Origin of the sequence: Rhizobium sullae, from assembly GCF_900169785.1 — a bacterium.
Classification (GTDB): domain Bacteria; phylum Pseudomonadota; class Alphaproteobacteria; order Rhizobiales; family Rhizobiaceae; genus Rhizobium; species Rhizobium sullae.
Genome location: NZ_FWER01000052.1, coordinates 43217 through 69592, shown reverse-complemented (window position 1 = coordinate 69592; position 26376 = coordinate 43217). Strand labels below are relative to the sequence as shown.

Below are 26376 nucleotides of genomic sequence, written 5' to 3'. Positions count from 1 at the left end.
CGCCGGAAACTATTGGAACATCTGCCATGTTGCGATTTCTCATCGGGCGCCTCGCGGTCCTGATCCCAACATTCCTCGGCGTCACGCTCATCGCCTTCTCGTTCATCCGCATGCTTCCCGGCGATCCCGTCATGCTTCTGTCGGGTGAACGCGTGATGGCGCCTGAGCGTCATGCCCAGATCATGCACGATCTCGGTTTCGACCGGCCCATGTACATCCAGTACTTCGATTACCTCGGCAAGGTGCTACAGGGCGACTTCGGAACGTCGATCGTCACGAAGCGCCCGGTTCTCGGTGATTTTGGCGCGCTCTTCCCCGCAACGCTCGAGCTCTCGCTGTGTGCCATTCTTCTCGCGGTCTGTCTTGGCGTGCCCGCCGGCGTCTTTGCCGCCGTCAAGCGAGGCACGTGGTTCGACCAAAGCGTGATGGGGGTCGCCCTTGTCGGCTATTCGATGCCGATCTTCTGGTGGGGTCTGCTGCTCATCATCTTCTTCTCCGGCTATCTCGGCTGGACTCCTGTTTCGGGCCGCATCTCGCTCATGTATTTCTTCAAGCCGGTCACCGGCTTCATGCTGATCGACAGCCTGCTATCCGGTCAGGCGGGCGCTTTCCGCTCCGCTGTCAGCTATCTCATTCTACCCACGATCGTGCTTGCCACCATCCCGCTTGCTGTCATTGCGCGCCAGACGCGCTCGGCGATGCTCGAAGTGCTTGGCGAAGACTATGTGCGTACTGCCCGCTCCAAGGGCCTGAAGCCGCTTCGGGTCGTTGGCGTGCATGCGCTGCGCAACGCCATGATACCGGTTGTGACGACCATCGGTCTGCAGATCGGCGTCCTGCTCGCGGGCGCGATCCTGACCGAGACGATCTTCTCCTGGCCCGGGATCGGCAAGTGGATGGTCGATTCGGTGTTCAGGCGGGACTATGCAGTCGTCCAAGGTGGTCTTCTGTTGATTGCCGGCATCATCATGCTGGTCAATCTGATCGTCGACATCACCTACGGCTTCATCAACCCACGCATTCGGCACTAGGAGCGGTCCCGTGAGTACGACAAACATCCAAACCGGCACGGTCGCTGCAAAAATCACCCACCCATCCGCTCTTGCGGAATTCTGGTATTATTTCTCGCGAAACAAGGGCGCCGTCATCGGCCTCGCCGTTTTCATCGTCATTCTCGTCGTGGCGCTGCTTGCGCCGCTCGTTGCGCCGCATACGCCGAACGAGCAGAACCGGCAGATGCTGCTTCTCGCTCCTTTCTGGATGGAAGGCGGCAGCTCGTCCTTCCCGCTTGGGACGGACGCTGTCGGACGCGACATTCTCTCGCGCCTGATCTACGGCGCGCGCTTCTCGCTGTTTATCGGTGTTGTCGTCGTGACGATCTCGGTGATCGCAGGCGTTCTGATCGGCCTCGTGGCCGGCTATTTCCGCGGCCGCATTGATATCGCCATCATGCGCCTGATGGACATCATCCTGGCCTTCCCGTCGCTGCTTCTGGCCCTCGTGCTGGTCGCGGTCCTTGGACCCGGTCTCGTCAATGCGATGATTGCAATCTCCATCGTCAACCAGCCGCATTTCGTACGCCTGACACGCGCCTCGGTCATGGCCGAGCGTGAGAAGGAATATGTCATTGCCTCCCGCGTTGCCGGTGCCGGCACCTTGCGGCTGATGTTCAAGACCATCCTGCCGAACTGTCTCGGGCCGCTGATCGTTCAGGCGACGCTCGCCTTCTCGGCGGCGATCCTGGACGCGGCTGCCCTCGGCTTCCTCGGCATGGGCGCGCAGCCTCCCACACCCGAATGGGGCACGATGCTCGCCGAAGCGCGAGAATTCATCCAGCGCGCCTGGTGGGTCGTAACGTTCCCGGGTCTTGCCATCCTCGTCACCGTTCTCGCCATCAACCTGATGGGCGACGGGTTGCGCGATGCGCTCGATCCCAAGCTGAAGAGGTCATGATGCCACTTCTCGATATTCAGAATCTGACCGTCGAATTCCAGACGTCTTCCGGCCTCTTCCGCGCCGTCGACGGCGTATCGCTCAGCTGCGACAAGGGCGAGATCCTCTCGATCGTCGGCGAATCCGGCTCCGGCAAGTCCGTTGCCATGCTCGCCATGATGGGCCTTCTGCCCTGGACGGCGAAGATCACTGCCGACCGCATGACTTTCGACGGCAAGGAGCTCATCGGCATTTCCGGCCGCCAGCGCCGCAGGATCATCGGCAAGGACATGGCGATGATCTTCCAGGAGCCGATGTCGAGCCTGAACCCGTGCTTTACCGTCGGCTTCCAGCTTGGCGAGAGTCTGCGGGTGCACATGGGCCTCAACCGCAAGGAGCGCCGCGAGCGCTCGATCGAGCTCCTGAACCTCGTCGGCATCCCGGCGCCGGAAGATCGCCTGTCGAATTTCCCGCACCAGATGTCCGGCGGCATGAGCCAGCGCGTGATGATCGCCATGGCGCTCGCCTGCAATCCGAAGCTCTTGATCGCCGACGAGCCGACGACCGCACTTGACGTGACTATCCAGGCACAGATCCTCGACCTGCTCGTGCGCCTGCAAAAGGAGCAGGGCATGGCGCTGGTGCTGATCACCCACGATATGGGTGTCGTCGCCGAAACCGCCGAGCGCGTGCAGGTTCAGTATGCCGGACAAAAGGTCGAGGAGCAGCCGGTCAAGGCGCTCTTCCGCGACCCGCATCATCCCTACACCGCCGCCTTGCTTTCCGCCCTGCCGGAGCGTGCCCAAGTCGGCCAGCATTTGCCGTCGATAGCAGGTGTCGTTCCCGGTCAGCATGACCGGCCGCGCGGCTGTCTGTTCGCACCACGCTGCGGCTATGCCACGGTCGAGTGCGATCGCGGCGTTGTCCGCCAGGGGCCGGAGCTCGGCCTCGCACTCTGTAACTATCCTTTGAAAGACGGCAAGCCGCTCGGTCACCCCGGCGTGATGCCGAAGCAATCCGCTGGAGACTTCGTATGACCGGCGCCGTTCTCGAGGGCAAGGATCTTGCCCGTTTCTACACCGTCAATCGCGGCATGTTCAAACCGGAGGCGACCGTCAAGGCGCTGAACGGCGTGAGCTTCAGCCTCTATTCCGGTAAGACGCTCGCCGTTGTCGGCGAATCCGGTTGCGGCAAGTCGACGCTTGCGCGCCTCGTCACCATGATCGAAGACCCGACGGCCGGCGAACTGCTGATCGATGGCAAGCCTGCCCGCGTCGGCGACCGCACCCTGCGCAGCCAGGTTCAGATCGTTTTCCAGAATCCTTACGGATCGCTCAATCCGCGCCAGAAGGTCGGTGCAATCCTTGAAGAGCCGCTGAAGATCAACACCGACTTGGATGCCGCCAAGCGACGCCGGAAGGCGGAGGAAATGATGGCGCGCGTCGGTCTGCGGCCTGAGCACTATGACCGCTATCCGCATATGTTCTCCGGTGGCCAGCGCCAGCGTATCGCCATTGCTCGCGCACTCATGCTGCGGCCGAAGGTGCTGGTGCTCGACGAGCCGGTTTCGGCGCTCGACCTCTCCATCCAGGCACAGGTGCTGAACCTGTTGATGGACCTGCAGAAGGAGATGGGCCTTGCCTATCTCTTCATCTCGCACGGCCTGTCGGTCGTCCGCCACATCGCCGACGATGTGATGGTCATGTATCTCGGCCGCCCCGTCGAAACCGGGCCCGCAGCGGAAGTCTTTGCGCATCCGCGTCATCCCTATACGGCGGCACTTCTGTCGGCGACGCCGATCGCCGATCCCGATCGCGCTAAGAACCGTATCCGTCTCCAGGGCGAGCTTCCCTCGCCGCTGAAGCCGCCGAGCGGCTGTCACTTCAACCCGCGCTGCTGGAAGGCGCAGGACTATTGCCGCCGGGTAGAGCCTGAACTAAGTGGAGAGGGTGAACAAAAATACGCCTGTCATTTCCCGCTCGACTGAGCGGACGCAGGCGACGACGGAGGACTGAAATGCCGGAGCGGACGAACCAGGCCCACGCAATCATTGTCATGGGCGTCAGCGGCTCCGGAAAATCCTCGATCGGCGAGAAGCTGGCGGAGGCGCTGAGCCTCCGCTTCATCGAAGGCGACCAGCTTCATCCGGCATCCAACGTCGAGAAAATGTCGAAAGGCATTCCATTGAGCGATGCGGATCGCATGCCTTGGCTCGATCTCATTGGCGAAGCCATGAAGGACGCCCTAGCAAAAGGCGAGGGTGTCATCGTCACGTGCTCGGCGCTGAAGCGCCTCTACCGTGAGCGCCTGCGCGCTGCGGCCGGCGGCAATCTATTTTTCGTCTATCTCGAAGGCTCGAGGGAACTGCTGGCCGAGCGGATGGGGCATCGCAAGGGGCACTTCATGCCGTCGTCCCTGCTTGAAAGCCAGCTCGAAACGCTGGAAGCGCCAACGGGCGAACCTGGTGTAGTGACCGTCGATATCGATGACACAGTCGAAGGCATTGCCGAAGAGGCTCGAAAGAAGCTCGCGCCGCTCGGCGTTTCCTGACTAAGGCCGCCGCAGAAGCCAGAGCCGGAGGACTCGCGTTGAGCAAAGATGAACTTTCAGCGATCTATCGCGATTACCTCGCGTGTCTCAATGCGCAGGACTGGCATCGGCTGGGGCGCTTCGTCGGCGACCATGTGCGCCACAATGGCCGGCAGCTCGGCCTGCCAGGCTATCAGGCGATGCTGGCGCGGGATTTCCAGGAGATCCCCGACCTTCGTTTCGACGTCCAACTGCTCACATCCGACCCGCCCCTTGTCGCTAGCCGGCTCGCTTTCGATTGCACGCCGCAGGGTACGTTCCTCGGCCTTCCAGTCAACGGAAAGCGCGTCACTTTCACCGAAAACGTCTTCTATCGCTTCGATCGGGAAAAGATCGACGAGGTATGGTCGGTCATCGACAAGGCGGCGATCGAAGCACAGCTCCGATGAAATTCGCCACGTGTTGTCCTGCCGCTACGGATTGAAGCGCTGCGGCGAATAGGCGGAAATATTGATGAACGGCGTTTCTCCGGTGATCAGTTCCGCCAGCACGCGGCCGGTCACCGGACCGAGCGTCAGGCCGTGATGCGCATGACCGAAGGCGAACCACAGGCCGTTGTGCAGCGGCGCCTTGCCGATGATCGGCATCATGTCCGGCGTGCAGGGACGCGCACCCATCCATGGCTCGGGATCGAGCCGGCGTCCGAGCGGGAAGACGGCGCGGGCGACCTTTTCCGCGCGGTCAAGCTGAACCGGCGTCTTCGGCGCGTCGAGCGCGGCAAATTCCGCACCCGTGGTCAGCCGGATGCCGCGGTTCATAGGCGCGAGGAAATAACCGCGCTCGGCATCGAGCGTCCAGTTGTTGAGGACCGCATTGCCTTCCGCGGCATAATGCATGTGATAGCCGCGCTTGACGCCAAGCGGGAAGGAATAGCCGAGCCGCTTGGTGGCAACCGCAGCCCAGGGGCCGAGCGCCATCACCGCGTCGTCTGCCTCGAGCGAACCTTCGGACGTCATGATTTTCCAGCCGGAACCCGACTGGCCGAGCGAAGCGGCATCGCCGATGACAAAACGGCCGCCAAGGCTTTCGAAATAGGCGCGGTAGGCGGCAGTCAGCGCCTGCGGGTCAAGGACCGACCAGGGGTCGCGCCAGCGAATGCCGCCGGCGAAGGTCTGCATGAGGCTCGGCTCCATGCGTGCAATGTCCGCGGAAGACAGCGTTTCGTAGCTGACGCCGAATTCCTTCTGCCAGCTTCCGGCCTCGGCAAGCTCTTCGTCGCGCCTTACCTCGGTCCGGAAGATCTTCATCCAGCCGTCTTTCCGGATCAACTGCTCTGCATGGGACGCCTCGATCAGGTCCTTGTGTTCTAGGATCGAGTTCTCGATCAGCGGCGCATAGGCTCGGGTGATCATCTCGTGGCGGCGTTGATTGGAGTTCCACCAATAGCGGGCAAGGAAGGCGAGCTGGCCTGGGAGCGCCTTCAGGTGATAATGCGCGTCGATGCGGTTGTTCAGCGCATAGCGCAGCAGCAGCCCGATCTGCTGGGGAAAGCCGTAGGGCACGACACCTTCACGCTGGATCAATCCCGCATTGCCGTACGAGGTCTCGCTGCCGGGATCCTTGCGGTCGATCAGCGTTACCTGCCGCCCACGCCGTTGCAGATGAATTGCGGCCGAGACACCGATGATGCCGGCACCGAGCACGATTGCGTTCTTGGTCATTTGTTCTTGCAGCCCACTGAATTCCAAGGGTCGAAAATGCCCTTAGGATCGCGAAGGCGCAATTGAAAAATCGCATTTCATTTCAAAATCATTGCCGTTTTGAGTGCGGCATTTTCGGCCCGGATGCGAATGGCAAGCATGAGCGCGTTCAGGATCGTGAAAGCGGCTGCGTAGAGCGGCATGCCGAAGGCAAGCGGCAGAACCGCAATCTCGCCGGCGACCACCGCATAATTGGGATGCCGCATGAAGCGATAGGGTCCGCTGCGGATGAGCGGTGCCCCAGGCAGGACGATGATCCGCGTCGTCCACCGCTCCTTGAGAGTGGCAAGCACCCAGAGGCGGATGACTTGCAGCAACAGGAAGATGGCGAGCCAAAAAAAGTTCATCGGCTTGTCCGTGGCAAGCAGCCACAATCCGCCGATCCAGGTCGCGTGCAGTGCGACCATGTAGGGGTAATGTTCTGCCCCGGTCTCGTGTCCGCCTTTTGCAAAGAGCGCGGCCGTATTGCGCCTGGCAAGGACAAGCTCACTGAGGCGCTGGAGCGTGACGAAGGTCAGAAGCGCAATAGAGGCGGGCATCATGCAGTTCTCCGCAGCGTGACGCAGCTCGCGGAGAAACCTGGTCCCATGGCGATCATCGCCGCGCGGTCGGGCAGGCCCGCGTGGATCGCTCGTTCCAGCACGAAGAACACGGTCGGCGAGGACATGTTGCCATAATCGGAAACCACCGCGCGCTCGTGATCCAGCGAACCTGGCGCGAGCGAAAGCGCGCTTTCCATTGCCGCCAGCACCTTGGTCCCGCCCGGATGGCATATGAAGCGGCCGATGTCCGGGCGTGAAAGGCCATTGCGGGCGAGTATCCCGTCCACAGCGGGACCGAGCTCCGTCTCCACGAAGGGCGGCAGCGACTGCGCAAGCACGATGCCGAAGCCCGTGTCGTCGATCTTCCAACCCATGATGTCGAGCGTGTCGGGAAACAGATGTTCGCCGCTCGATTCCACTTCGGCTATGCCATCTCCGCCGTTTCGAAGCACGCATGCTGCGGCACCATCGCCGAAGAGCGCGGTTGCGACGATATTGGGCCGCGTCAGCTCGTCCAGCCGAAAGGCGAGGGTGCAAAGCTCGATCGTCACGAAGAGCACGGTCTTGCCCGGTTTGCCCTTCGCCAGGCGCGACGCGATGCCGAATCCCGAGACGCCGGCGGCGCAGCCGAGCCCGAATACCGGCACGCGCTCTATATCCGCCCGGAACCCTATCTTTTCGGCAAGCTGCGCATCCAGACTCGGCGTCATAAACCCGGTAGAGGAGACGGTGACGACGCAATCGACGTCGCTTGCCTTGAGATCGGCCTGGCGCAGCGCCTTGGTCGCCGCTTCGACGAAAAGGCGGCTTGAAACCTCGGCATAGGCCTCCATCCGGTTTTGCCAGCCATGCGGCTCATCGAACCATGAAAGCGGCCGCGCGGCATGCCGCTTGGCGATGCCGGCATTGTCGAAGACGCTCGCAAGATGCCGAAAATCCTCGAAGCGGCCGGCAAAGAGGCGGGCCGATGCCTCGGCTGCTTCCGTCTGCGTGATGATGTGTTCGGGCACGGCAACGGCGAGGCTCAGAAATTTGACCGTATCGTTCACGGCATTCTCCTTTTTGCCCCCGACGGCAATACGAAGAACACTTCTGACGGCGATTTATTCCCGCGGCCGACGTCACAAAAATGTGATGGGAAATGCCTTGCGCCACCCGAATAAAATGCGGGGTAGGGGTGTTCTTTCGCGGCAACGTCATTTTCCCGGAGATATCCCATGACGACCACGATTGTCCGTATCGCTTCTCTCGTCCTCGGCGGCTGCATCGCCGCTTCCATGCTTCCCACCCCGGTCTTCGCCGTCGGCGGCGGTGGTGGCGGCGGCGCGGGCACACCCACCTGCAAGAAAGGTCAGATCTATGACAAGAGGTCGAAGCAGTGTGTGAGGCAGCAGAGCGCCAATGTGACGGATGAGAACCGTACCGACTATGCCTATTCGCTGGCGAAGGCTGGCCGATACGAAGAAGCGCTGGCCATGCTCGACACCGTCAAGGATCAGAACAATGCGGAAGTGCTGAATTATCGCGGCTATGCCACCCGCAAGCTCGGCCGCACAGATGAAGGCATCTCCTATTACCTTCAGTCGGTAAAGCTCGATCCGCAATATGCGAAGGTCCGTGAATATCTCGGCGAAGCCTACGTCGTCAAAGGCCGCGTCGATCTCGCCAAGGAGCAGCTGAACATGATCAAGGCGATCTGCGGCACGGGCTGCGAGGAATATCAGGATCTCAACGCCGTGATCCTCGATCCGTCGAAGATCTGAATCGAGGCGGCGCGGGGCGGCAAGGAGAGATAATCGAATGCCGGTCGCGCGCACCACATTTCCTGCCTATAGTCGTCTGGAAACGGGATCGCCGCTTCGGTTGGCGATCCCCGGAGGAGGAACTGGGGCGGAGGCGGCCATCGCGAGCGAAGCGGATATCAGGAAAGGCCTGACGGAGAACCTTGCCAGGCTCTGGCGCTATGGTCTCGTGCTCTCGCGGCAGCGCGATGTGGCCGACGACCTCGTGCAGCAGACCTGCGTCCGGGCGCTGGAACGCGGCGGGCAATTCGAACAGGGAACGCGGCTCGATCGCTGGCTGTTTTCGATCCTGCATTCGATCTGGCTGAACGAGATCCGCTCCCGCAAGGTTCGCCAAGGCGCGGGTTTCGCTGCTCCGGAGGAAGCGCTGGTCTTCGACGGAGCCCGCGACACCGAAACGCATGTCATGGCAAACCAGGTGCTGCGGCAGGTGCATGCGCTTCCGGAAGCACAGCGCAGCGCCGTCTTCCTCGCCTATGTGGAAGGGCTCTCCTATCGCGAGGTGGCGGATGTATTGGCTATACCGATCGGAACGGTGATGAGCCGGCTGGCGGCAGCGCGTGCTACGCTTTCCGGCGCCATTTCGGACGAGGGACGGCAATGAGCAACGACATCAACATACCCTCTGACGAAGAGCTGACTGCCTTCATCGACGGCGAACTTCCGCCGCAGGATGCCGCGCGCATCGAAGCGCTCCTTAATGCCGACGAACGCGTGGCCGCGCGGCTGGAATTCCTGTCTCGCAGCAACCTGCCGTTCAAGGACGCCTTTGCTCCGTTACTTGCTGCAGCACCTCAAGCTAGCCTGGAATCGATGCTTGCCGCGATCCTCTCGAAGCAGGAAGGCAAAGCGCCTAGCTTTATGAGCCGACGCGGCTTTCTCGGCGCTCTGGCCGCCTCGGTCGTCGCCGGCGTAATTGCAGACCGCGCCTATCTCGGCATCAGCCGCAACCTATCGAAGGACGAGGGGGCCGAATGGCGCGCTGTCGTTGCCGAATATATCTCGCTCTACACGCCGGACACGCTGGCAGGTCCCGTTCCGCCTGCCGATGTGCAGAGCATTCAGCTTGCCCAGATCGACCGAAAGCTCGGCCTTGCACTTTCTCCCGGGATGGTTGCATTGCAGGGGGTCGACTTCAAGCGCGTACTGCTCCTGGAATATGACGAAAAACCGCTTGCGCAGATTGCCTATCTTGATCCCGAGACCGGCCCGATGGCGCTCTGCATCATCCGCTCGGACAAGGGCGAAAAGACGCCAGACATTGAGGGCCGCAATGGCATGAACGTCATCTACTGGTCCAGCCGGAGCCATGCCTTCATGCTGATCGGCCATGCCCCGGCAGACCGCATGCAGGAAATCGTCGATAACCTCAGGTCAAAATTGACGGCATGAATGCCGTGCCGCCATCATGATGACGAGATTGCATGGTGTTGCCGATCATCTCGATGCGACAGGGACCGGCATTTCAGCATGGATTGGATCAATCGTTATATCGACGAGCCGCTGCTTTCCGGCGCGGCGCGCACGCTGCGGGTTTGGCATGTCTACACGGCACAGCATCCGGAGCGTTTGGAGCCGGTGTGGAACCTGGCGGCGCTTTCCTTCCTAGCAATAGCAAGCCGGTACCATCTCTCGAGTCAGCCCCTTGCCCTCAGCGTTGCAGCATTGTTCATGCTGGCTCTGCCGTCCATCTGGAAGCTGGCTTCCTCCGCATGCGTGGGAAGCGGCGGCTATGACGCGCGGCGCTACAAATCGCTCCGAGCCCGAGCGATCAGCAAGCGTGAGGCGGAATGGTCTCTGCGGATGACCGTTCTCTTCGCCTCGGCCGGGCTGCCGTTCGCAACACGCATCGACGATCCGGTCGGATCAGCCTTCATGACAGGCGCATGCATCTGGTTCGTGCTGACCGCGCCCGTGAAGTTCTACCTAGAAGCAGCCGAGCCGCCCGCCCCCGACCAAGGTGACGGCTCGCATCAGCGTCTCCTCCAGTTTGGCTGATGCCCCTGAAACCAGGCGTTCTGGAACCAATTGCCAAGGATAGCCGTTGATAGGTCAGAATCGAAAGAGGAGTTCACCATGCTTTACTATGCTTTGGTATTTCTCGTCGTAGCCCTGATCGCCGGCGTTCTTGGATTTGGCGGCATCGCAGGCGCTTCGGCTTCCATAGCACAGGTTCTTTTCTTCATATTCCTGGTGCTGTTCGTCGTATCGCTCGTCATGCGCCTGATGCGCCGCGAATAGTGCGACGAAATGAGACGTTGAAAAAACCCGGTGCCGCGGCGCCGGGTTTTTTTGTATCGATGAGGCGCGATGCCGCCATCCGGCATCTCAAACAGATTTTGATGCCGAAAGTTTGCGACAGACCCTGCAACCCGTGGCATAAGGCCTCCGAAAAACTTTTCTGGGTCCTTATCCGCATATGATTCGTATCGAAAACATCAGCAAGCAGAACAGCCACCGCATCCTTTTCATCGAGGCGACCGCGGCGCTCAACAGAGGCGAGAAGGTCGGTCTCGTCGGTCCGAACGGCGCCGGCAAGACGACCCTTTTCCGGATGATCACGCAGGAGGAGCAGCCTGATGAAGGGCAAGTTTCTGCCGATAAGGGCGTGACCATCGGCTACTTCAACCAGGATGTCGGCGAGATGGAGGGCCGCAGCGCCGTTTCCGAGGTGATGGACGGTGCCGGCCCCGTGAGCATCGTTGCGGCCGAATTGCGGGAGCTCGAGGCTGCCATGTCGGATCCCGAACAAGCCGACGACATGGATGTGATCATCGAGCGCTACGGCGAGGTGCAGGCGCGCTACGAGGAACTGGACGGCTACGCTCTCGAAGGACGCGCACGCGAAGTCCTGGCCGGTCTGAGCTTCAGCCAGGAAATGATGGACGGTGATGTCGGTGCGCTGTCGGGCGGCTGGAAGATGCGTGTGGCGCTCGCCCGCATTCTTCTCATGCGCCCGGACGTCATGCTGCTCGACGAACCCAGCAACCATCTGGATCTGGAAAGTCTCATCTGGCTGGAGGAGTTCCTGAAAGGTTACGACGGCGCGCTGCTGATGACCTCGCACGACCGCGAGTTCATGAACCGCATCGTCACCAAGATCATCGAGATCGATGGCGGCAACTTGAACAGCTACTCGGGCGACTATGCCTTTTACGAGCAGCAGCGGGCGCAGAACGAGAAGCAGCAGCAGGCGCAGTTCGAGCGCCAGCAGGCGATGCTCGCCAAGGAAATCAAGTTCATCGAGCGCTTCAAGGCCCGCGCCTCGCATGCTTCGCAGGTGCAGAGCCGCGTGAAGAAGCTGGAGAAGATCGATCGGGTGGAACCGCCCAAGCGCCGCCAGGTCGTCTCGTTCGACTTTCTGCCGGCACCGCGCTCGGGCGAGGATGTTATCAACCTGAAAAACGTGCACAAGAAATACGGCAGCCGAACCATCTACGAGGGGTTGGATTTCATGGTTCGGCGCCGCGAGCGCTGGTGCATCATGGGCATTAACGGTGCCGGAAAGTCGACGCTTCTGAAGCTGGTTGCGGGTTCGGCGGAGCCGGACGAGGGAAGCGTCGCGCTGGGTGCCAGCGTGAAGATGGGATATTTCGCCCAGCACGCCATGGACCTTCTTGAAGGCGAACGCACCGTACTGCAGTCGCTGGAAGATAAGTTCCCGCAGGCAGGGCAGGGCTCATTGCGCGCTCTGGCGGGCTGCTTCGGATTTTCCGGCGACGATGTCGGGAAGAAATGCCGGGTGCTCTCGGGCGGCGAGAAGGCGCGGCTCGTCATGGCGACGATGCTCTTCGATCCGCCGAACCTCCTCGTGCTGGACGAGCCCACGAACCACCTGGATCTGGACACCAAGGAAATGCTCATCAAGGCTCTCTCCGAGTACGAGGGCACGATGCTGTTCGTCTCGCACGACCGGCACTTCCTGGGCGCTCTGTCCAATCGGGTGCTGGAACTGACCCCAGAAGGCATTCACCAATTTGGCGGCGGCTACACGGAATACGTGGCGCGCACCGGCCATGAGGCGCCCGGCCTGCGCAGTTGAGTAAAGAGCAGTAAGAGCGCGATTAAGCGCGCTCTTCCCAGATTTTCGCCAGTTCAACGAGCGTCGCCACCGCCTTTTCCATGTCCTGCCGACTGACCCATTCGAGCGGCGAGTGGAAGGCGTGGCCGCCGGCGAAGATGTTGGGGCAGGGCAGGCCCATGAACGAAAGCCGCGAGCCGTCTGTGCCGCCCCGAATGCTGCCGCGTACCGGCTCCATGCCTGCGCGCCGAACGGCCTCGACGGCGTTCTCGACGATCTCCGGATGACGGTCGAGGATCACCTTCATATTACGGTACTGCTGCTTGACCTTGAAGCTGTAGGAGGAGCCGGGATAGTCCGCCATGATCTCCTTCACGATCGTCTCCAGCATGGCTTCCTTGGCCGCGAGGCCATCGTCATTGAAGTCACGGACGATGAGGTTGAGGGCTGCCTTTTCCATTGAGCCCGTGACGCCCGTCGGGTGCACGAATCCCTCTCTGCCCGCCGTCGTCTCCGGTGCCAAATCCTTCGGCAGCCGGCTGATGATCGCGCCGGCGATCTTGATGGCGTTCTCCATCTTTCCCTTGGCGAAGCCGGGATGGATGGCCACGCCTTGAATGGCGATCTCGACGCCATCAGCAGAGAATGTCTCGTCCTCGACATGGCCGGCCGTCTCGCCATCCATGGTGTAGGCGAACCGGGCGCTGAGCTTTTCAAGATTGACCTTGTCGACGCCACGGCCGATTTCCTCGTCCGGCGTGAAGAGGATCTTGATCGTCCCGTGCTTGATATCCGGATTGTCGACCAGGATTTGCGCCGCCGTCATGATCTCGGCAATGCCGGCCTTGTCGTCGGCGCCGAGCAGCGTTGTACCGTCGGTGGTGATGATATCGCTGCCGATCTGGTCGTTGAGCGCTGGATTGTCGCTGACGCGAATGACCTGCTGCGGATCGCCTGAGAGCCTTATGTCGCCGCCGCGATACTTCCGCACGATCTGCGGGCTGACGTTGGTTCCGGTGAAGTCCGGCGCCGTGTCCATATGCGAGCAAAAGCAGATGACCGGCACCGGCTTGTCTACATTGGACGGAATGGTCGCGTAGACGTAGCCGTGCTCGTCGAGATGCGCATCTGCAAGACCAATTGCCAGCAGTTCATCGACCAGCATCCGGCCGAGGTTCTTCTGCTTTTCGGTGGAAGGCTGCGTCGACGATGCGGGATCCGATTGCGTGTCGATAACGACATAGCGGAGGAAGCGATCGGTAACAGTGTCGGTCATGGGCGAGGTCCAATGCATGATCGTCAGCGATGGATTGCTGTAACCTTCATCCGCGTCGTGGTGAAGGAATTTTTGATTTCCAGCGCGCTTTGCAAGAGAAAGGACCAGCTTGTAAGTCTTTTAAAATTAAATCTGAGATTGTAGATTTACATAATACCCGTGCGAATATGAACTCAACCTTGGAGAGCCGGACGGCGATCTGCTCTGTACCGCGGTCAGGTATGGACTGAAGCTCAGACGCTTTCCGGAGAGACTGGAATATGCCGAGGCGCTTGCCAGCCTGCGGCTAGGCGGTCCACAGATTGCAGAGGTGGTCAGGCAATTGCGGGAAGTAACCGGCACGAAATGATGACAAAGAAATACGGCGGGGCCGGTCGCCTCAGCACGAGCAAGTATTGCTGTGCTTCTGCCGCAATACTTGCTATTTGAAGAGAGCTGATTTGTCTTTGCGAATGCGCAGACGGCTTGGGGATGCTTGCTGCGCTCAATGAACATGACTTAGGCTCGGGGGGAAGCGTGAGCAGTCTACGCAGTGGTGGCATCCGCGTCACCGTATCATCGTCTCTCCGTTGTCTTCGGCGGCTGTCGCTTTGCGTTGCGCTCATCGTCCCTGCGGGATGTGGCGGGCATCCAAAGCACGTGTTGGCGCCCGTTGCCGACGCGTCGCCTGGTTCGAGCCGGGTCAGCATGCTGATCACCACCACGCGTGGCCGCTCGGAGCATGCCGGAGAGATGTTCACAGGCGAGCGGGCGCGGGCGCCTGCGTTCGCAGACATCACGGTGTCGATTCCTCCGATCCGCAAGGTGGGCGATGTCGCCTGGCCAAAGAGGCTTCCTTCCAATCCAGCGACTGATTTCGCGACGCTCAAGGCGGAAGAGATCAGCCAAGAGGAGGCAAAGACCTGGCTCAATGCCGCGGTGAAGAAGAGCCCCGATCGCAGCGTGCTCGTCTTCATCCACGGGTTCAACAACCGCTTCGAGGACTCCGTCTACCGCTTCGCGCAGATCGTTCATGACTCAGGCGTCAAGAGTGCGCCTGTGCTGGTGACGTGGCCATCGCGGGGTAGCTTGCTTGCCTATGGCTACGACCGCGAAAGCACCAATTACACGCGCAACGCCCTGGAGAAATTGTTTCAGTATCTGGCCGCCGATCCGGAAGTGAAGGAGGTCTCTATCCTCGCGCATTCGATGGGCAACTGGCTGGCCCTCGAAGGGTTACGCCAAATGGCGATCCGCAACGGTGGTCTGCCCCCGAAGTTCAAGAATGTGATGCTTGCTGCTCCGGACGTCGATGTCGACGTGTTCCGCTCGCAGATCGAAGACATGGGCAAGCGGCAGCCACGATTCACATTGTTCGTATCCCGCGATGACCGCGCGCTCGCCTTTTCGCGCAGGGTCTGGGGCGACATCCCGCGGCTGGGCTCGATCGATCCTGAATCCGATCCGTACAAGCAGGAACTGGCCGACAACAGCATCACCGTCATCGATCTGACGAAGGTGGAGGCCGGCGACGGTCTCCACCACAGCAAGTTCGCAGAATCGCCGCAGGTGGTCCAGCTCATCGGCGCACGCATCTCCGAGGGCCAGACGCTGACCGACAGCCGGATGGGCCTTGGGGATCATCTCATTGCGGGAACGACGGGGGTAGCGACAGCGGCCGGCAACGCCGCAGGTCTGATCCTTGCCGCCCCGGTCGCCGCGGTGGATCCGGATACCCGAGACAACTACGCCCACCACGTACCCGGGATGGCTGGACACGTCGGTGGAGAGCAGAAGATTGCGGTGAACGATTGCACATCGAAGCAGGCAGCGACACGGGATCCGGCATGCCGCCCGGCGCGGAACTGAGGAAGCAACGGGGCAGCGGCGCCTTCCGACAGAAGGGATAGGACGATGACGAAGTGTTTGAAACTCGGGCTCTGCGCGGCTGTCGCCGCCATGATTTGCGGCGGTGCCCAGGCGGCCGACATAGCGCCTCTCCTGACGCAGGAACCAAAGCCAGCGGAAGCCGCGGATGGCTGGACTTTTTCGATCGCTCCATATTTCTGGATAGCCGGCATCTCGGGTGATACGGCGCAATTCGGGATTCCCACCACGGTGCACATCGATGCCGATTTCGGGGACATCCTGAAAAACCTCGATTTCGCCTTCATGGCGGCGGGCGAAGCCCGGTACGACCGTTTTAGCGTCATCGGCGACGTCATCTACACGAAGCTCTCCGCCGACGGCGAAACACCATTCGGAGTATTGGCGACCGATGTCGAGGTGAATTCGAAGACGTTCGCGGGCCTGCTCGGCGTGGGCTACGCCGTCCTTGACGGCCCGTCGGGACACCTGGACGTCGTCGGTGGCGTGAGGCTCTGGTCGGTCGACACGACGCTGTCGTTCAATGGCGGTCTGCTCGGCGGTGTTGATGTAAGCGACAGCGCCACATGGGCAGATGGCATGGTCGGCTTGCGCGGGAAATACTCCTTCACGCCGGAGATCTATCTGACGGGCTGGGGACTGGTCGGCGGCGGTGGAGCCGACATCGACTGGGATGTCGCCTTGGGCGTCGGCTACGATTTCAACGACAGGATTTCAGCCATCGCCGGATATCGAGCGCTTGGAGTTGATTATAGCGATGACGGTTTCATTTTCGACGTCGTCCAGCAAGGACCGATCCTGGGGCTGGCCATAAAGTTTTAGCCCACCGGTCAAAGCGGATCACCAATGAAAAAGGGTCCACAGATAAAGGGGAAGCAGTGTCGATCACGTCCTTCAAGCACCTCGCCTCTGTGCCGGTATTCATCGCTTGGGCGGGTTCGCTTCATGTCCAGGATTCGAGTACTGAACTCGCAAAGAAGCTTTCAAACCCGATCGCATCGCTGATCAGCGTACCCTTTCAGTTCAACCGCGACCACGGCCACGGCCCCCTCGATGGCGATAAGGCGACGCTCAATATCCAGCCGGTCATTCCATATCGCTGAACGAGACTGGAACGTCCTTTCGCGCACCATCCTTCCTGTGACATGGCAGAATGACATAGCAGGCCCATCCGGCTCGCAGTTCGGCCTGGGCGATCTCGTGCAAAGCTTCTTCCTGTCGCCGGCAAAGCCGACCGGGAGTGGCATCATCTGGGGTGCCGTCCGGTGTTTCTGATTCCGACGGCGACGGACGACTTGCTTGGCGGCGCGATATCAGAAGCACGTTCGTCCAGCCCTGCCTGTCGTACGCCACCGGCGAGGCCACGCATCCGGTTTTCGCGTGGGCATCACTTGTGGGCCACAGTTGGGCATCAGGTCGCTGACCCCGAAACGGATTCAGGCACGTCCGAAAAATCAAGGAAATAACGAGATTTAGCAAGAATTGGCTGGGGAAACCTTGGATTCTCACATGAATTCAAAGGCTTAGTAAAAAAGCCTTTGAATTCCCAATGTTTTTCCGTCGCGAGCGACCGTGGGTGCCCACCTTTGTGCCCTGGCTTTGGGCCTCAGTCAACCAGTGTACAAAACGATAATAATTTCCGCTCTTGAGGCCCAGAGCGGACTCACACGTCAGGGTGTTAAGGTCCGAATCGGTGGAAAGCTGACATCCCTGAAGCAAGAGGCCGCCGAGAGCGCTCCGCTTCATGTCCAAAATCCGTAGACGCGCTCGATCAACCAAAACGAAGCCACGCCACCGATGCAGTAGGCTCCGACAACCAGTGGCATAGAGTGCGACCAGCTTGCGTCCGGACGGACGACGCGAACCCAAGGCCGGCGCAGGATCGCGAACAGAGCCATCACGATCGCGATGAAGAGGAGCTGCCCAAGCTCCACTCCAACATTGAAAAACAGCAGCGCGACCGGGATGGCGTGGTTCGGCAACCCGACCTCGCTCAGCGCGCCGGCGAAGCCAAGGCCGTGAAGCAGGCCGAAAGCAAAGGAGATGAGCCACGGAATGCGAGCACCGAGGCTCTCCTGACCTCTGCTGACATTCACGATCTCGACGGCAACGAGAGCTATGCTGAGCGCGATTGCGGCCTCGACCGGCGGTCCCGGCACATTGAGGTAGCCGAGCGTCGCCGCGCCAAGCGTGATGCTGTGGGCGACGGTGAAGGCGGTCACAGTAAGACATATGCGTTTCCACCCCCGCACCAGCATGATCAGCGCCAGAACAAAAATAAGATGGTCGACGCCAAGGAGGATGTGCTCGACGCCGAGCCCGAGATAGGCGGCGGCCACCTGCCTCAACCCCATCGAAGCCGGAACCTCGAAGGAAGGACTGGCCGGTGTCAGGCGCGCCGTGCTGGTGTCTCCGTTCAGCCTCTCTATGCGCACCAGAACGTCGGTTCGGCTCTCGGGAAGACCGTCGATCGTTATCGTTTCGCCGGCGAAGCCGGTTGGCGCATGAACGGTCCACCGCTCGACATAAGCATCGCTCAGGAAAGCGCCCTCGCGCGGCGTCGTCTCGACCGCGCTTTTGGGCAGCCGCGGATAGATCGCAAGCCGCCGCTCGCCCAGCGCCGGCGCTTTCCAGGTGGCCGCATAGATTTCGGGCGCGCTTTCGGTGATGGCGAGATAGGCTGGGCGCAGGTCATGAGCTTGCGCCTGTCCGGAGATCGCGGCGGCCAAGAGAAGAAGGCCTATCCCCAGCAGGCGGATCATTCCGCCACCCCAACAATTGTCTCTGTAGAGGCGCCTGGCATTTTCTCGACCTTGATGACGTAGCGAGACCGAAGTTTCTTGTAGAGGGCATCGTTGGCCGCGACCTTGCGGGCATGGAGCCATTCCCTGCGCGCGGCGTCGCGGACTTGCTCGAACGGGAGTTCGCGCGCTTCGACACGCTCGCTGACCCGTACCAGATGCGTGCCGTACCCCGAGATTACTGGGCCCTGCCAGGTACCTGGCGTGGCGCGGTCGATCCAAGCTGCGAAATCAGCCCCAAATGTCTGCGCCACTTCCGACTTCGTCAGGTCACGGAAATCGGAACCTGCGAGCAACGGGCTGCCGGCCGTCGAGGCGTCCGCTGTCCCTGCATCCAGGGCCAGGCGCAAACGTTCCACCTCTACTTCGTTTGCTGCTTGCGCGCCTGACGGGAAGTAGACCTGCGTGAAGGATACGCTTGGCTTGCCGCTGAACCGATCCGGATGATCGGCCACAAACGCCCTCAATTCGGCGTCGGTCGGTTGGACATCGGCGGCGAGGTCGGCGACGAACTCCATCTTCTGCCGTATCCGGCGGCGGACAATGGCGTCGTCGCGGTCGAGGCCCATGGCGATGCCCTCGCGATAGAAAACATCGTCGCGGATGTATTCATCCACCAGTGCTTCCGTTTCCTTGGCGGTGGGCCGCCGCTGCCAGGTCTGGCTGAAGATCGCCTGCAGACTGGCGATCTGGCCGGCGCTGACGACGATCTCGTCCGGAGCCGTCTCGTCACCGGTCGCCCATTGGTACACTCCGAAGAGGACCGCGCCGATGACGAGGAAATGCAGCAGCGGTTCGCGCAGCAGCTTCATGACACTCCTCATTTCTGCTCGACCGAAGGCAACGAGTACAGCCGGGCTGGTTCCCCCGCCTGCAGAATCAACACGTCGTGGTCGCCTGGTCCACAGTAGAGCGGGTCGGATTCCTCTGCCTGCAGCGCCGGCATGCCGTGATCGCCCAGCCGGCGTAACGCCGTCGGCGGGGCTGCAAGCGCCGCTCGGACCTGATCCTGGCCGTTCGCCGGACCATAGAACCGAACCAGGCCGTGTCTTTCTGCAGCGGCGGAATCGAACGATCCATCGACAAGCGCGCGGACGACCTTTTCGTCCGTTACGATGACAATATCGCCCTTCGCCGGCCCGTCGGCATGGACGTGGACGGAATAGCCCCCTTCCGTCGGCGTGTAAGTTGTCCACATCACGGCCGGTATCAGCACGACCGAGAAGCTCGGGCTCTTGCCGGTCGCCGAAGCGGCGGCGTTCATCCGCGCGCCGAGTCCGGTCATGCTCTCGGCGGCCCGGCGGAATCCGCTCCCGAACAGATCCTTTTTTGCTGGATTCTCTGGGCGCGGCGGCAGCATGCCGGCCTGCTCTGCCTGGGAGACCGCGGTGCGTACATAGAGCGACTTCGGAAAAACCCAGTTCAGCAGGCCGAGGGCTATATCGTTGGGGTTTTCATAGCCGCAAGCGGCGGCGGAGGGCGGGGCGACGGCGGCGAGAAGAGCCGCCGCCGCGAGCAGCCGGGACCACCGTCGGTGACGTGGGACCGTGCTTGCTGGAGCATTTTTCCACATGGCGTAGCCTCCGCAGTTATCCTTCAGGCGTGTACCAGATCGGCGAAGTGTAGGCCCGTTCCTGCCCGATCATCGGCACTTCGGCAGGCATCTTGATGCCGAAGCGCACCGCGTCATAAGCGGTCCAGCGCGGCGTCGGGATCTCAAGTACGCGGGCGTAATAGACTGCCCGCAGCGCGGCATCGAATTCCGGGTCGGTCCACGTCTTGATCAGTTCGGAAGCGCCGATGGTGTTCGTCCAGGTGGCCCTCGCCACGTCGACCGTATTGCCGACCGCAGGCAGCTTGCCGTCGGCGCCCGGTGCCCGATCATCGGACCAGACAACGTCGTACACCTTCTCCTGGCGTGCGCCGGCGTCGTCGATCCAGCCCTTGACGATCTGGATACGGTCGAGATTGCCGCCAAGCGGATCCTTAAGCGCCGCGACGAGGAAGGTCGGGGACTTGCCGGTCGGCGCCGCACTGAGGTCGCCGCCCATCGGCACGCCCTTGGTATAGCCTGCGAAGGCTGGGCTGCGCGATTGGGCGTCGGCATCTGTAAAGTCCCAGCCGCCGAAGAACCGCACCAGCATGCGCGGACCGGTGGTCGCGTAGACCTCCTTGCGGCGCATGGCGTCCCAGATCGCCTCGCGCGTGTTCTCCGTCGCCCAGACGCCGGCATAGCCGGACGCGACCTGCTGCCAACCCATCAGGAACACGTCGCCGTTGCGCATGAACTCGTGATGCGCGCGATCAGGGCTCGGTTCCGCGCCGGTGTGCTTGCCGAAGAAGTTGTCCTCCTCGGCGGTGGCGAGGGACGTGTGGCTGTCGGTCGAGCCGATCATGCCGAACTTGTAGGGGTTGACGCCAAGCTTCGCCTCGAGCTGAAGGCCGGTCTGCAGCGCCGTGCGCGCATACTCGCTCTGCAGCATTTCCGGCTTCTTCACTTCGCTGAGATTGAGGTTGCCCTTATCCCAGAGTTCGTAGCCGGCGAATTCGTCGGTGGGCGAGAGATAGGGGTGCGCCTCGCCGTCGCCCTTGATCTGCGTTACCTCGTAGAGTGGTTCCCAATGGGCGCGCTTCTCCGCATAGTCCGCCGACAGCGGCTGGCCGGTGGAGGGATTGGTCTCCGTCGGGAACATCCAGCCGTTCGAGAGGTTGCCGTTGTGCGAAATGGCAAGGATCCTCCCACCGGTCTTGTCTTCATAGGCCTGGAGATGTTTCCACAAATCCTCCGGGGTCGTACTGCCGAGCGGAGGATAGGTCGTAAAAGGAAGGGTCTGCGCCGCCTTGTCTCCACCGTCGCGGTAGATCACGACACGATGAAGATTGTTGCCAGGCGGCACCTGCGAGGTCCACTCATAACCGATGAAGGCGGTGAAACGACCCGGCTCGTTGTATTTTTCCGCCGCGGCGATGATCTGATCCCAAGTCGAGCGAAACCCCTCCGAGCCTGGCAAAAACTCCAGCGCCTTCGGAAACTTGCCGCGTGAGAAGCTGTCGATGATCTCGAGGGCCGCGGTAACCCCGTCCTGGCCGCCCGCTTGCACCAGGTCGTACCAGCGCCGGCCCGTCGGGTCTGCGAGCATTTCGGGCTTCCCGGCGAAGAGAGCCGGAAAGAAGCCCATATTGTCGGAGTGGTCGGTGATGGCCAGGAAGTCGAGGGGGCGCGACAGTTTCACCCGCTCGCCGCCGGAAGCGGTCAGCTCCTCGCCGCGGGCTAAGCGGTAGGCGTCCTCGAAGCCGAGCCGGGTGCCGAAGGCGCCTGCGTCCAGCGACGCGCTGGTGTGCAGATGCGTGTCTCCCCAGAACACGCGGCTCGGGAAATTGCGTTGCGCGTAGGGCGAATAGCCCGGCGCCTTACCCGGCGCGGCGGACGAAGGATCGAGGGTGCCGGCATCGGTGTTCGTCGTCTGCGCAGCCGCCGGTGACACGACGAGGACGCTTGCGATAGTCAAAGCGCGATAGAGGCGCGATTGGTTACGGATAGACCTCATGGTGGTGTTCCTTCCCCTATTGAGACCGCGCATCGTCAATTCGCGCGCGGCAGTCACCCCGGCGAAACCACCGCCGACGATCACGGTATCAACTGTTGATCGTCTCAACGGCGGGCGAATGGATTACTCCGCCAGCTCGAAATCGCGCGGCTGCCAGGTCTTGTTGAACCGGTGGGGCCGCAAAATCGCATTCGGTCAGTCCACGTAGACAACGACGTAGCGGCCTCCATAGGACTGATAGTAGGTGCCGCCGCACCGCCAGACGGAGACACCGCTGATGCTCGTCCTAACGCAGGCGGCCGGCAGCGCGGCGACGTAGATCGCCGAGCGACGGACCGTGCGGCGCGTTGTGCGCCTTGCGACGCCCGCCACGCTGCCAGGAGTCAACGGCCGGCCGACCCGAGCCTCCGCCTCGGTGATGATGAAACTGACGTGGCCTGATTGTCCGGCCACCCAGCCGTCGGTCACCACGAGGGCGGCGACGATAGCCGCGGCCGAGACGTACTTTCGGAAGGTTCGCTGCGTGCTCATTCATGTGACTCCAGTACGAGGTCGCCGATCGCGTCGGAGTAGACTGCATCGAGCTTCTTGGCCTCCGCCGGCGGGGTGAAGGAGAACGTCTTGGCATCAACCTTGTTGGTGCTCCAGTCGCGCAGACGAAGCGTGTACTGCGGCGCGCCGGTCACCCATTTCGTGGTGATCACGTATTTCATCGGCAGCTTCTGATCGCCCTTGCTGATCCAGAGCTGCCAGTCGACCACGTCGTTGCGGAACGCCAGATGGTCGCATTCGATGCCTCCGACATAGGAGGTTCCAACAAGCGATCCCGATATTACCCCGTCGGTCAGGGCGGCATAGGGATCGGCAGCCAGCAGGTCGGCGCCGACGGCATCGAGGCCTGTCAGCATTCGGAACTCCTGAACAGCCTCGTCGATTGAAGGTCCGGGGCTGTCAAATTGCGCGTAGACGTTCAAACCTTTCCCATAGAGCGACACGACCTTGCCGTCGAAGGTGACCTGAACGTCTGCATATGGTCCCTTCCGCGTCATCGACAGGCCGCTGGGACGCGAGATGGCCATGGATCCGGAGGCGCTGTACTGGATCTTCTGGCCCTGCCTGTCGACGATCTCGTGATCGGTGTCGTATTCGACATTGAGCTCCTTGAGCGCCTTCAACTGGTCGGCCATGGCACGCAGGACGGAATCCGCGTCGGGATCGATGACGCTCTGGCTCCAGGCCGGCGCAGCCGCCAGGCCCGCAGTGATCACCGCAGCCGCCAGGCCGACGGCTCGACGCCGTGATCGGACACAGACACTGGCACTGATGTTCTCTTGCTTCATGTCATTCAACCTCCGTTTCAGGGTATGTTCACTGACTTGCCCTAGAACTTCCCACGCGTCGGGTGTCGGTTTTCCAGCGCCTCGCCTATGGCGGCATCGGCGGTCATCCTGTCGGGCGCGGCCCCCGACCTTCGCTTTCTCCTATCGCTTCGGCGACTTCGTTGACGAGATGGTCGATCAGCTCCTGCCATTCACGCCGTCGCTCTTCGCAAAGTGCGGCCGTTGTCTCCACGACATTGGCGAGCGCCCGTTCGGCCTCGGCCAGGTCCGCGCAGAGATCGCAGAAGTCCTCGCTCCTGCCCATCAGTCTTCGGATCGACAGTTCCGCCTGCGGAAACCGTCGGGCCGCAGCCGAGAATGCCTGCTCTTTGCGAGTCACTTCGTCATTCGTCGCCATCGCGCCACCGTTGAAGGGAGACTAGGCGCGATTTTGCCGCCAGCGTAGAGAACTGCTGTAGTTTACGTGGTGTATCGGGAGCAGACTCCCCAATCCGGGTCGATGCCCGGCCTCATGAAACCGAACATTAGCTATCGCTATTTGGACCATGCGCGTAGTATATAGCTTGCAATTGGACGATGCGGGCGAACCATCGTGCACGCACTGGGGGGTGCCGTGACTCATGCAGGGGCATTAGAACCGGGTGACATGCGGCCCGCCGAAGGGGCCTGCCGCGAGCAGCTTTCGCGTATCCAGCAAAGCACCGATTTCCGCGCGACGGAACGAGAACATCGATTTCTTGACTATGTGGTCGATGAGAGCCTGTCCGGTCGAGGAGAACGGATAAAGGCATATTCAGTCGCCGTGGAAGTATTCGGGCGGAACAGCACGTTCGACCCCCAAAATGATCCGATCGTACGCATCGCTGCCAGTCACATTCGCCGGTCCTTGGAGCACTACTACCTGACTGGCGGGAGGGCAGATCCTGTTGTCCTCAGCATTCCGAAAGGTAGCTATATACCCGTGTTCTCTGTTCGGGCGCCGACGGAAGACACTGCTTCAGCCATGGCGGTGGACGTGTATAAACCGATGCGGCCATCAACAAGCGAGCAAGCTGGATCGAACATTCCGGCGGGCGCCGTCCCCAGTTCGCAAGACGTCCTCGCTCAGCTTCAGCGGATCGTCTCAAGCCCTGAATTTCGCAGGGTAGGACGCACAGGCGTCTTCCTTAGTTACCTCGTCGAGGAGGCCCTCGCCGGACGTGGACACCGGATCAAGGGCTATTCGATTGCGATCGAGGTGTTCAAGCGACCCGAGAGCTTCACCCAGGACGATCCTGTCGTGCGGATCGAGGCAGGCACGCTGCGCCGGGAACTCGAACGCTACTATCTGGTGGCTGGCCGGAACGATCCAGTCAGGATCGGCCTTCCCAAGGGCGGATACGTTCCGACGTTTGCTTGGAACGAACCTGCCGAACCCATCATCGCCGAGGCTGTGCCACGGCCCAGGCCATCGGATCAGATCGCCGCTCCTTGGTGGCGCATGAGATGGCCGATCCCGACGGCTCTCGCCGTCGTCGCCGGTCTTGTCGGATCTGCCTATTGGATCAACGTCCGACCTATGATTGATTCCGTGAGGATGACCGGCATACCGGTTCGTCCAACCTTGGTGGTCGCACCGTTCGCGAATCTTGGGGATGGACCTAGTGCCGAGCTTTATGCGCGGGGGTTGGCCGAAGAACTCCTTACTGCCCTTCCACGCTTCAAGGAGATCAAGGTGTTCGGACGTGAAACGTCGGCATCTCTCTCGCCAGGCGTTGGTGTGTCGCAAATCCGGAATGAACTCGGCGCGCGCTATCTGCTGGATGGTAGCGTGAGGACGTCTGGCAGCCGCATTCGAGTGACGGCGCGGCTTCTCGACACCTCGGACGGCTCCATCCTATGGTCCGAGGACTACGAGAACGACCTGCAGACACGTGATCTGTTCGCCATCCAGATGGCGGTCGCAAACAAGGTCGCGGCAACTGTCGCCCAACCATACGGCGTCATGGCGCAGGTCGATTCCGCAAAGCCTCCTCCCGACGATCGCGGTGCTTACGAATGCACGCTGAGCTTCTATGCCTATCGTGCCGAGCTGAGCGTCGAGCGTCATGCGGACGTCGGGGCGTGTCTCGAGAAGGCGGTGACACAGTACCCGAGCTATGCAACCGCATGGGCGATGTTGTCCATCGTCTATCTGGATGAGGAGCGGTTCAAGTTCAATTCGCGATCCGAGATGCCTCCGCCTATGCAGCGGGCGCTTCAGGCGGCGCGACGCGCAATCCAGCTCGATCCCGACAACACCCGCGGTCTTCAGGCGTTGATGACCGCATTGTTCTTCAATCAGCAATTTGCCGAGTCCATGCGCATCGGAGAGCTGGCGCTTGCGACGAACCCCAACGACACCGAACTCATGGCGGAGTTCGGAACCCGACTGGCCATGGGTGGGCAATGGCAGCGCGGCGCGGCGCTTCTGGACCAGGCCCTTCCCCTCAATCCAGGTGCTGCCGGTTACTACCATGGAACCCGCGCGCTCGCCGCCTTCATGCTGGGAGATTATCCGGCTGCGGTCGCCGGGATCAGACAGGCGGATCTGCAGAAATTCCCGCTTTTCCATGTGGTGGCGGCGATCATCTACGCCGAGGCTGGGATGCCGGAGGACGCCCGCCGGGAGGGGGAGACGTTCATGCAGATGCGGCCCGACTTCGTTCCGAACATTGCGGCCGAACTCAAGATCAGAAACATCCAGCCGGGGGATCAACTGCGCTTGATCACGGGAATACGCAAGGCGGGAATGCCGGTTCCGGATGGCGTGGAAGCCGTCATCACGGATTCGACCGTGGTGTCGGACGGCCACTGATGCTCGAGCATGGGTTTCGCTGGCCGCTTTGATGCCCAGTCGCGACTGCGGGCGCGCGGGTCGGCAGGGGAAACGCGGCAAGCCACCCCGTAACCTACAGGATGTTACGGGCGTGCGGCTTCG

General features: G+C 61.5%; 26 protein-coding genes and 1 pseudogene. 16 read left to right on the top strand and 11 right to left on the bottom strand.

Going from position 1 to position 26376, the window contains the following annotated elements; all coding sequences use genetic code 11:
* Nucleotides 1–26 precede the first annotated feature (26 nt).
* Genes BN1800_RS31355 through BN1800_RS31330 form a run of 6 tightly spaced genes read left to right on the top strand, consistent with a single transcriptional unit; the run spans nucleotide 27 to nucleotide 4910 of the window.
* Nucleotides 27–1031, top strand: coding sequence for an ABC transporter permease subunit (locus BN1800_RS31355; RefSeq protein ID WP_027509947.1), 1005 nt, complete (start codon nucleotides 27–29; stop codon nucleotides 1029–1031).
* Nucleotides 1032–1041: 10 nt separating this feature from the next.
* Nucleotides 1042–1953 (top strand): ABC transporter permease subunit, encoded by a 912-nt coding sequence (locus BN1800_RS31350; RefSeq protein ID WP_244564718.1) that lies wholly within the window; start codon nucleotides 1042–1044, stop codon nucleotides 1951–1953.
* Complete coding sequence (locus tag BN1800_RS31345; RefSeq protein WP_027509949.1) at nucleotides 1953–2969, top strand: ABC transporter ATP-binding protein; 1017 nt, start codon at nucleotides 1953–1955, stop codon at nucleotides 2967–2969. The genes BN1800_RS31350 and BN1800_RS31345 overlap by 1 nt, the downstream gene beginning before the upstream one ends.
* Entirely contained in the window at nucleotides 2966–3919 is a 954-nt protein-coding gene (locus BN1800_RS31340) for a peptide ABC transporter ATP-binding protein (RefSeq protein ID WP_087003149.1), read from the top strand. Before BN1800_RS31345 ends, BN1800_RS31340 begins: the two co-directional genes overlap by 4 nt.
* Nucleotides 3920–3948: 29 nt before the next feature.
* The gene (locus BN1800_RS31335) at nucleotides 3949–4482 is read left to right on the top strand and encodes a gluconokinase (protein WP_027509951.1); all 534 of its coding nucleotides are present in this window, start codon (nucleotides 3949–3951) and stop codon (nucleotides 4480–4482) included.
* Between the two features lie 38 nt (nucleotides 4483–4520).
* A complete protein-coding gene (locus tag BN1800_RS31330) occupies nucleotides 4521–4910 on the top strand; it encodes an ester cyclase (protein ID WP_087003146.1) in 390 nt (129 codons plus the stop codon).
* A 24-nt stretch (nucleotides 4911–4934) separates the two neighbouring features.
* On the opposite strand, the gene BN1800_RS31325 is transcribed toward BN1800_RS31330, so the two are convergent.
* The 3 genes from BN1800_RS31325 to BN1800_RS31315 form a co-directional block, all read right to left on the bottom strand.
* Complete coding sequence (locus tag BN1800_RS31325; protein ID WP_027509953.1) at nucleotides 4935–6182, bottom strand: NAD(P)/FAD-dependent oxidoreductase; 1248 nt, start codon at nucleotides 6180–6182, stop codon at nucleotides 4935–4937.
* A gap of 77 nt (nucleotides 6183–6259) precedes the next feature.
* Nucleotides 6260–6763: an isoprenylcysteine carboxyl methyltransferase family protein gene (locus BN1800_RS31320; protein WP_087003143.1), complete on the bottom strand. Its 504-nt coding sequence runs from the start codon at nucleotides 6761–6763 to the stop codon at nucleotides 6260–6262.
* On the bottom strand, nucleotides 6760–7812 hold the full coding sequence (locus BN1800_RS31315) for a type III polyketide synthase (protein ID WP_087003140.1): 1053 nt from the start codon (nucleotides 7810–7812) through the stop codon (nucleotides 6760–6762). The genes BN1800_RS31320 and BN1800_RS31315 overlap by 4 nt, the downstream gene beginning before the upstream one ends.
* 168 nt (nucleotides 7813–7980) lie before the next feature.
* Here BN1800_RS31315 and BN1800_RS31310 point away from each other — a divergent pair, with 168 nt between their 5' ends.
* From BN1800_RS31310 to BN1800_RS31285, 6 genes are all read left to right on the top strand, one after another.
* Nucleotides 7981–8526 carry a tetratricopeptide repeat protein gene (locus BN1800_RS31310; RefSeq protein WP_027509956.1) on the top strand — a complete coding sequence of 182 codons (546 nt, stop codon included), beginning with the start codon at nucleotides 7981–7983 and terminating at the stop codon, nucleotides 8524–8526.
* Nucleotides 8527–8563: 37 nt separating this feature from the next.
* Nucleotides 8564–9169 (top strand): RNA polymerase sigma factor, encoded by a 606-nt coding sequence (locus tag BN1800_RS31305; protein ID WP_027509957.1) that lies wholly within the window; start codon nucleotides 8564–8566, stop codon nucleotides 9167–9169.
* Entirely contained in the window at nucleotides 9166–9957 is a 792-nt protein-coding gene (locus BN1800_RS31300; RefSeq protein ID WP_087003137.1) for an anti-sigma factor family protein, read from the top strand. The genes BN1800_RS31305 and BN1800_RS31300 overlap by 4 nt, the downstream gene beginning before the upstream one ends.
* Before the next feature lie 78 nt (nucleotides 9958–10035).
* Nucleotides 10036–10563 carry a hypothetical protein gene (locus BN1800_RS31295; RefSeq protein WP_143534186.1) on the top strand — a complete coding sequence of 176 codons (528 nt, stop codon included), beginning with the start codon at nucleotides 10036–10038 and terminating at the stop codon, nucleotides 10561–10563.
* 78 nt (nucleotides 10564–10641) lie between these two features.
* Nucleotides 10642–10806, top strand: coding sequence for a DUF1328 domain-containing protein (locus BN1800_RS31290; protein ID WP_022717247.1), 165 nt, complete (start codon nucleotides 10642–10644; stop codon nucleotides 10804–10806).
* A gap of 178 nt (nucleotides 10807–10984) precedes the next feature.
* Nucleotides 10985–12607, top strand: coding sequence for an ABC-F family ATP-binding cassette domain-containing protein (locus tag BN1800_RS31285; RefSeq protein ID WP_087003134.1), 1623 nt, complete (start codon nucleotides 10985–10987; stop codon nucleotides 12605–12607).
* Between the two features lie 22 nt (nucleotides 12608–12629).
* On the opposite strand, the gene pepT is transcribed toward BN1800_RS31285, so the two are convergent.
* On the bottom strand, nucleotides 12630–13862 hold the full coding sequence (pepT, locus tag BN1800_RS31280; RefSeq protein WP_027509961.1) for a peptidase T: 1233 nt from the start codon (nucleotides 13860–13862) through the stop codon (nucleotides 12630–12632).
* A 471-nt stretch (nucleotides 13863–14333) separates the two neighbouring features.
* Here pepT and BN1800_RS31275 point away from each other — a divergent pair, with 471 nt between their 5' ends.
* The 3 genes and pseudogenes from BN1800_RS31275 to BN1800_RS31265 all read left to right on the top strand — a co-directional run.
* Nucleotides 14334–15710, top strand: a complete 1377-nt coding sequence (locus BN1800_RS31275; RefSeq protein ID WP_087003131.1) for an alpha/beta hydrolase — start codon at nucleotides 14334–14336, stop codon at nucleotides 15708–15710.
* A 45-nt stretch (nucleotides 15711–15755) separates the two neighbouring features.
* On the top strand, nucleotides 15756–16550 hold the full coding sequence (locus BN1800_RS31270) for a hypothetical protein (protein ID WP_143534184.1): 795 nt from the start codon (nucleotides 15756–15758) through the stop codon (nucleotides 16548–16550).
* Nucleotides 16551–16639: 89 nt separating this feature from the next.
* A pseudogene (locus BN1800_RS31265) lies at nucleotides 16640–17036 on the top strand (transporter); the annotation flags it as partial.
* 434 nt (nucleotides 17037–17470) lie between these two features.
* On the opposite strand, the gene BN1800_RS31260 reads toward BN1800_RS31265, so the two are convergent.
* The 7 genes from BN1800_RS31260 to BN1800_RS31230 all read right to left on the bottom strand — a co-directional run bounded on the left by BN1800_RS31260 (nucleotide 17471) and on the right by BN1800_RS31230 (nucleotide 23814).
* A complete protein-coding gene (locus BN1800_RS31260; protein WP_087003128.1) occupies nucleotides 17471–18490 on the bottom strand; it encodes a HupE/UreJ family protein in 1020 nt (339 codons plus the stop codon).
* The gene (locus BN1800_RS31255; RefSeq protein WP_179213935.1) at nucleotides 18487–19341 is read right to left on the bottom strand and encodes a peptidyl-prolyl cis-trans isomerase; all 855 of its coding nucleotides are present in this window, start codon (nucleotides 19339–19341) and stop codon (nucleotides 18487–18489) included. The genes BN1800_RS31260 and BN1800_RS31255 overlap by 4 nt, the downstream gene beginning before the upstream one ends.
* Nucleotides 19342–19349: 8 nt before the next feature.
* The gene (locus BN1800_RS31250) at nucleotides 19350–20102 is read right to left on the bottom strand and encodes a hypothetical protein (RefSeq protein ID WP_087003122.1); all 753 of its coding nucleotides are present in this window, start codon (nucleotides 20100–20102) and stop codon (nucleotides 19350–19352) included.
* 16 nt (nucleotides 20103–20118) lie between these two features.
* Entirely contained in the window at nucleotides 20119–22077 is a 1959-nt protein-coding gene (locus tag BN1800_RS31245) for a DUF3604 domain-containing protein (RefSeq protein ID WP_087003165.1), read from the bottom strand.
* A 195-nt stretch (nucleotides 22078–22272) separates the two neighbouring features.
* Nucleotides 22273–22608, bottom strand: coding sequence for a hypothetical protein (locus BN1800_RS31240; RefSeq protein WP_087003119.1), 336 nt, complete (start codon nucleotides 22606–22608; stop codon nucleotides 22273–22275).
* Nucleotides 22605–23417, bottom strand: coding sequence for a DUF2092 domain-containing protein (locus tag BN1800_RS31235; RefSeq protein WP_087003117.1), 813 nt, complete (start codon nucleotides 23415–23417; stop codon nucleotides 22605–22607). Before BN1800_RS31235 ends, BN1800_RS31240 begins: the two co-directional genes overlap by 4 nt.
* A gap of 103 nt (nucleotides 23418–23520) precedes the next feature.
* Entirely contained in the window at nucleotides 23521–23814 is a 294-nt protein-coding gene (locus BN1800_RS31230; protein WP_027509969.1) for a hypothetical protein, read from the bottom strand.
* Between the two features lie 249 nt (nucleotides 23815–24063).
* On the opposite strand from BN1800_RS31230, the gene BN1800_RS31225 reads away from it, so the two are divergent.
* Nucleotides 24064–26253, top strand: a complete 2190-nt coding sequence (locus BN1800_RS31225; protein ID WP_244564720.1) for an adenylate cyclase — start codon at nucleotides 24064–24066, stop codon at nucleotides 26251–26253.
* The last annotated feature ends 123 nt before the right edge of the window (nucleotides 26254–26376 follow it).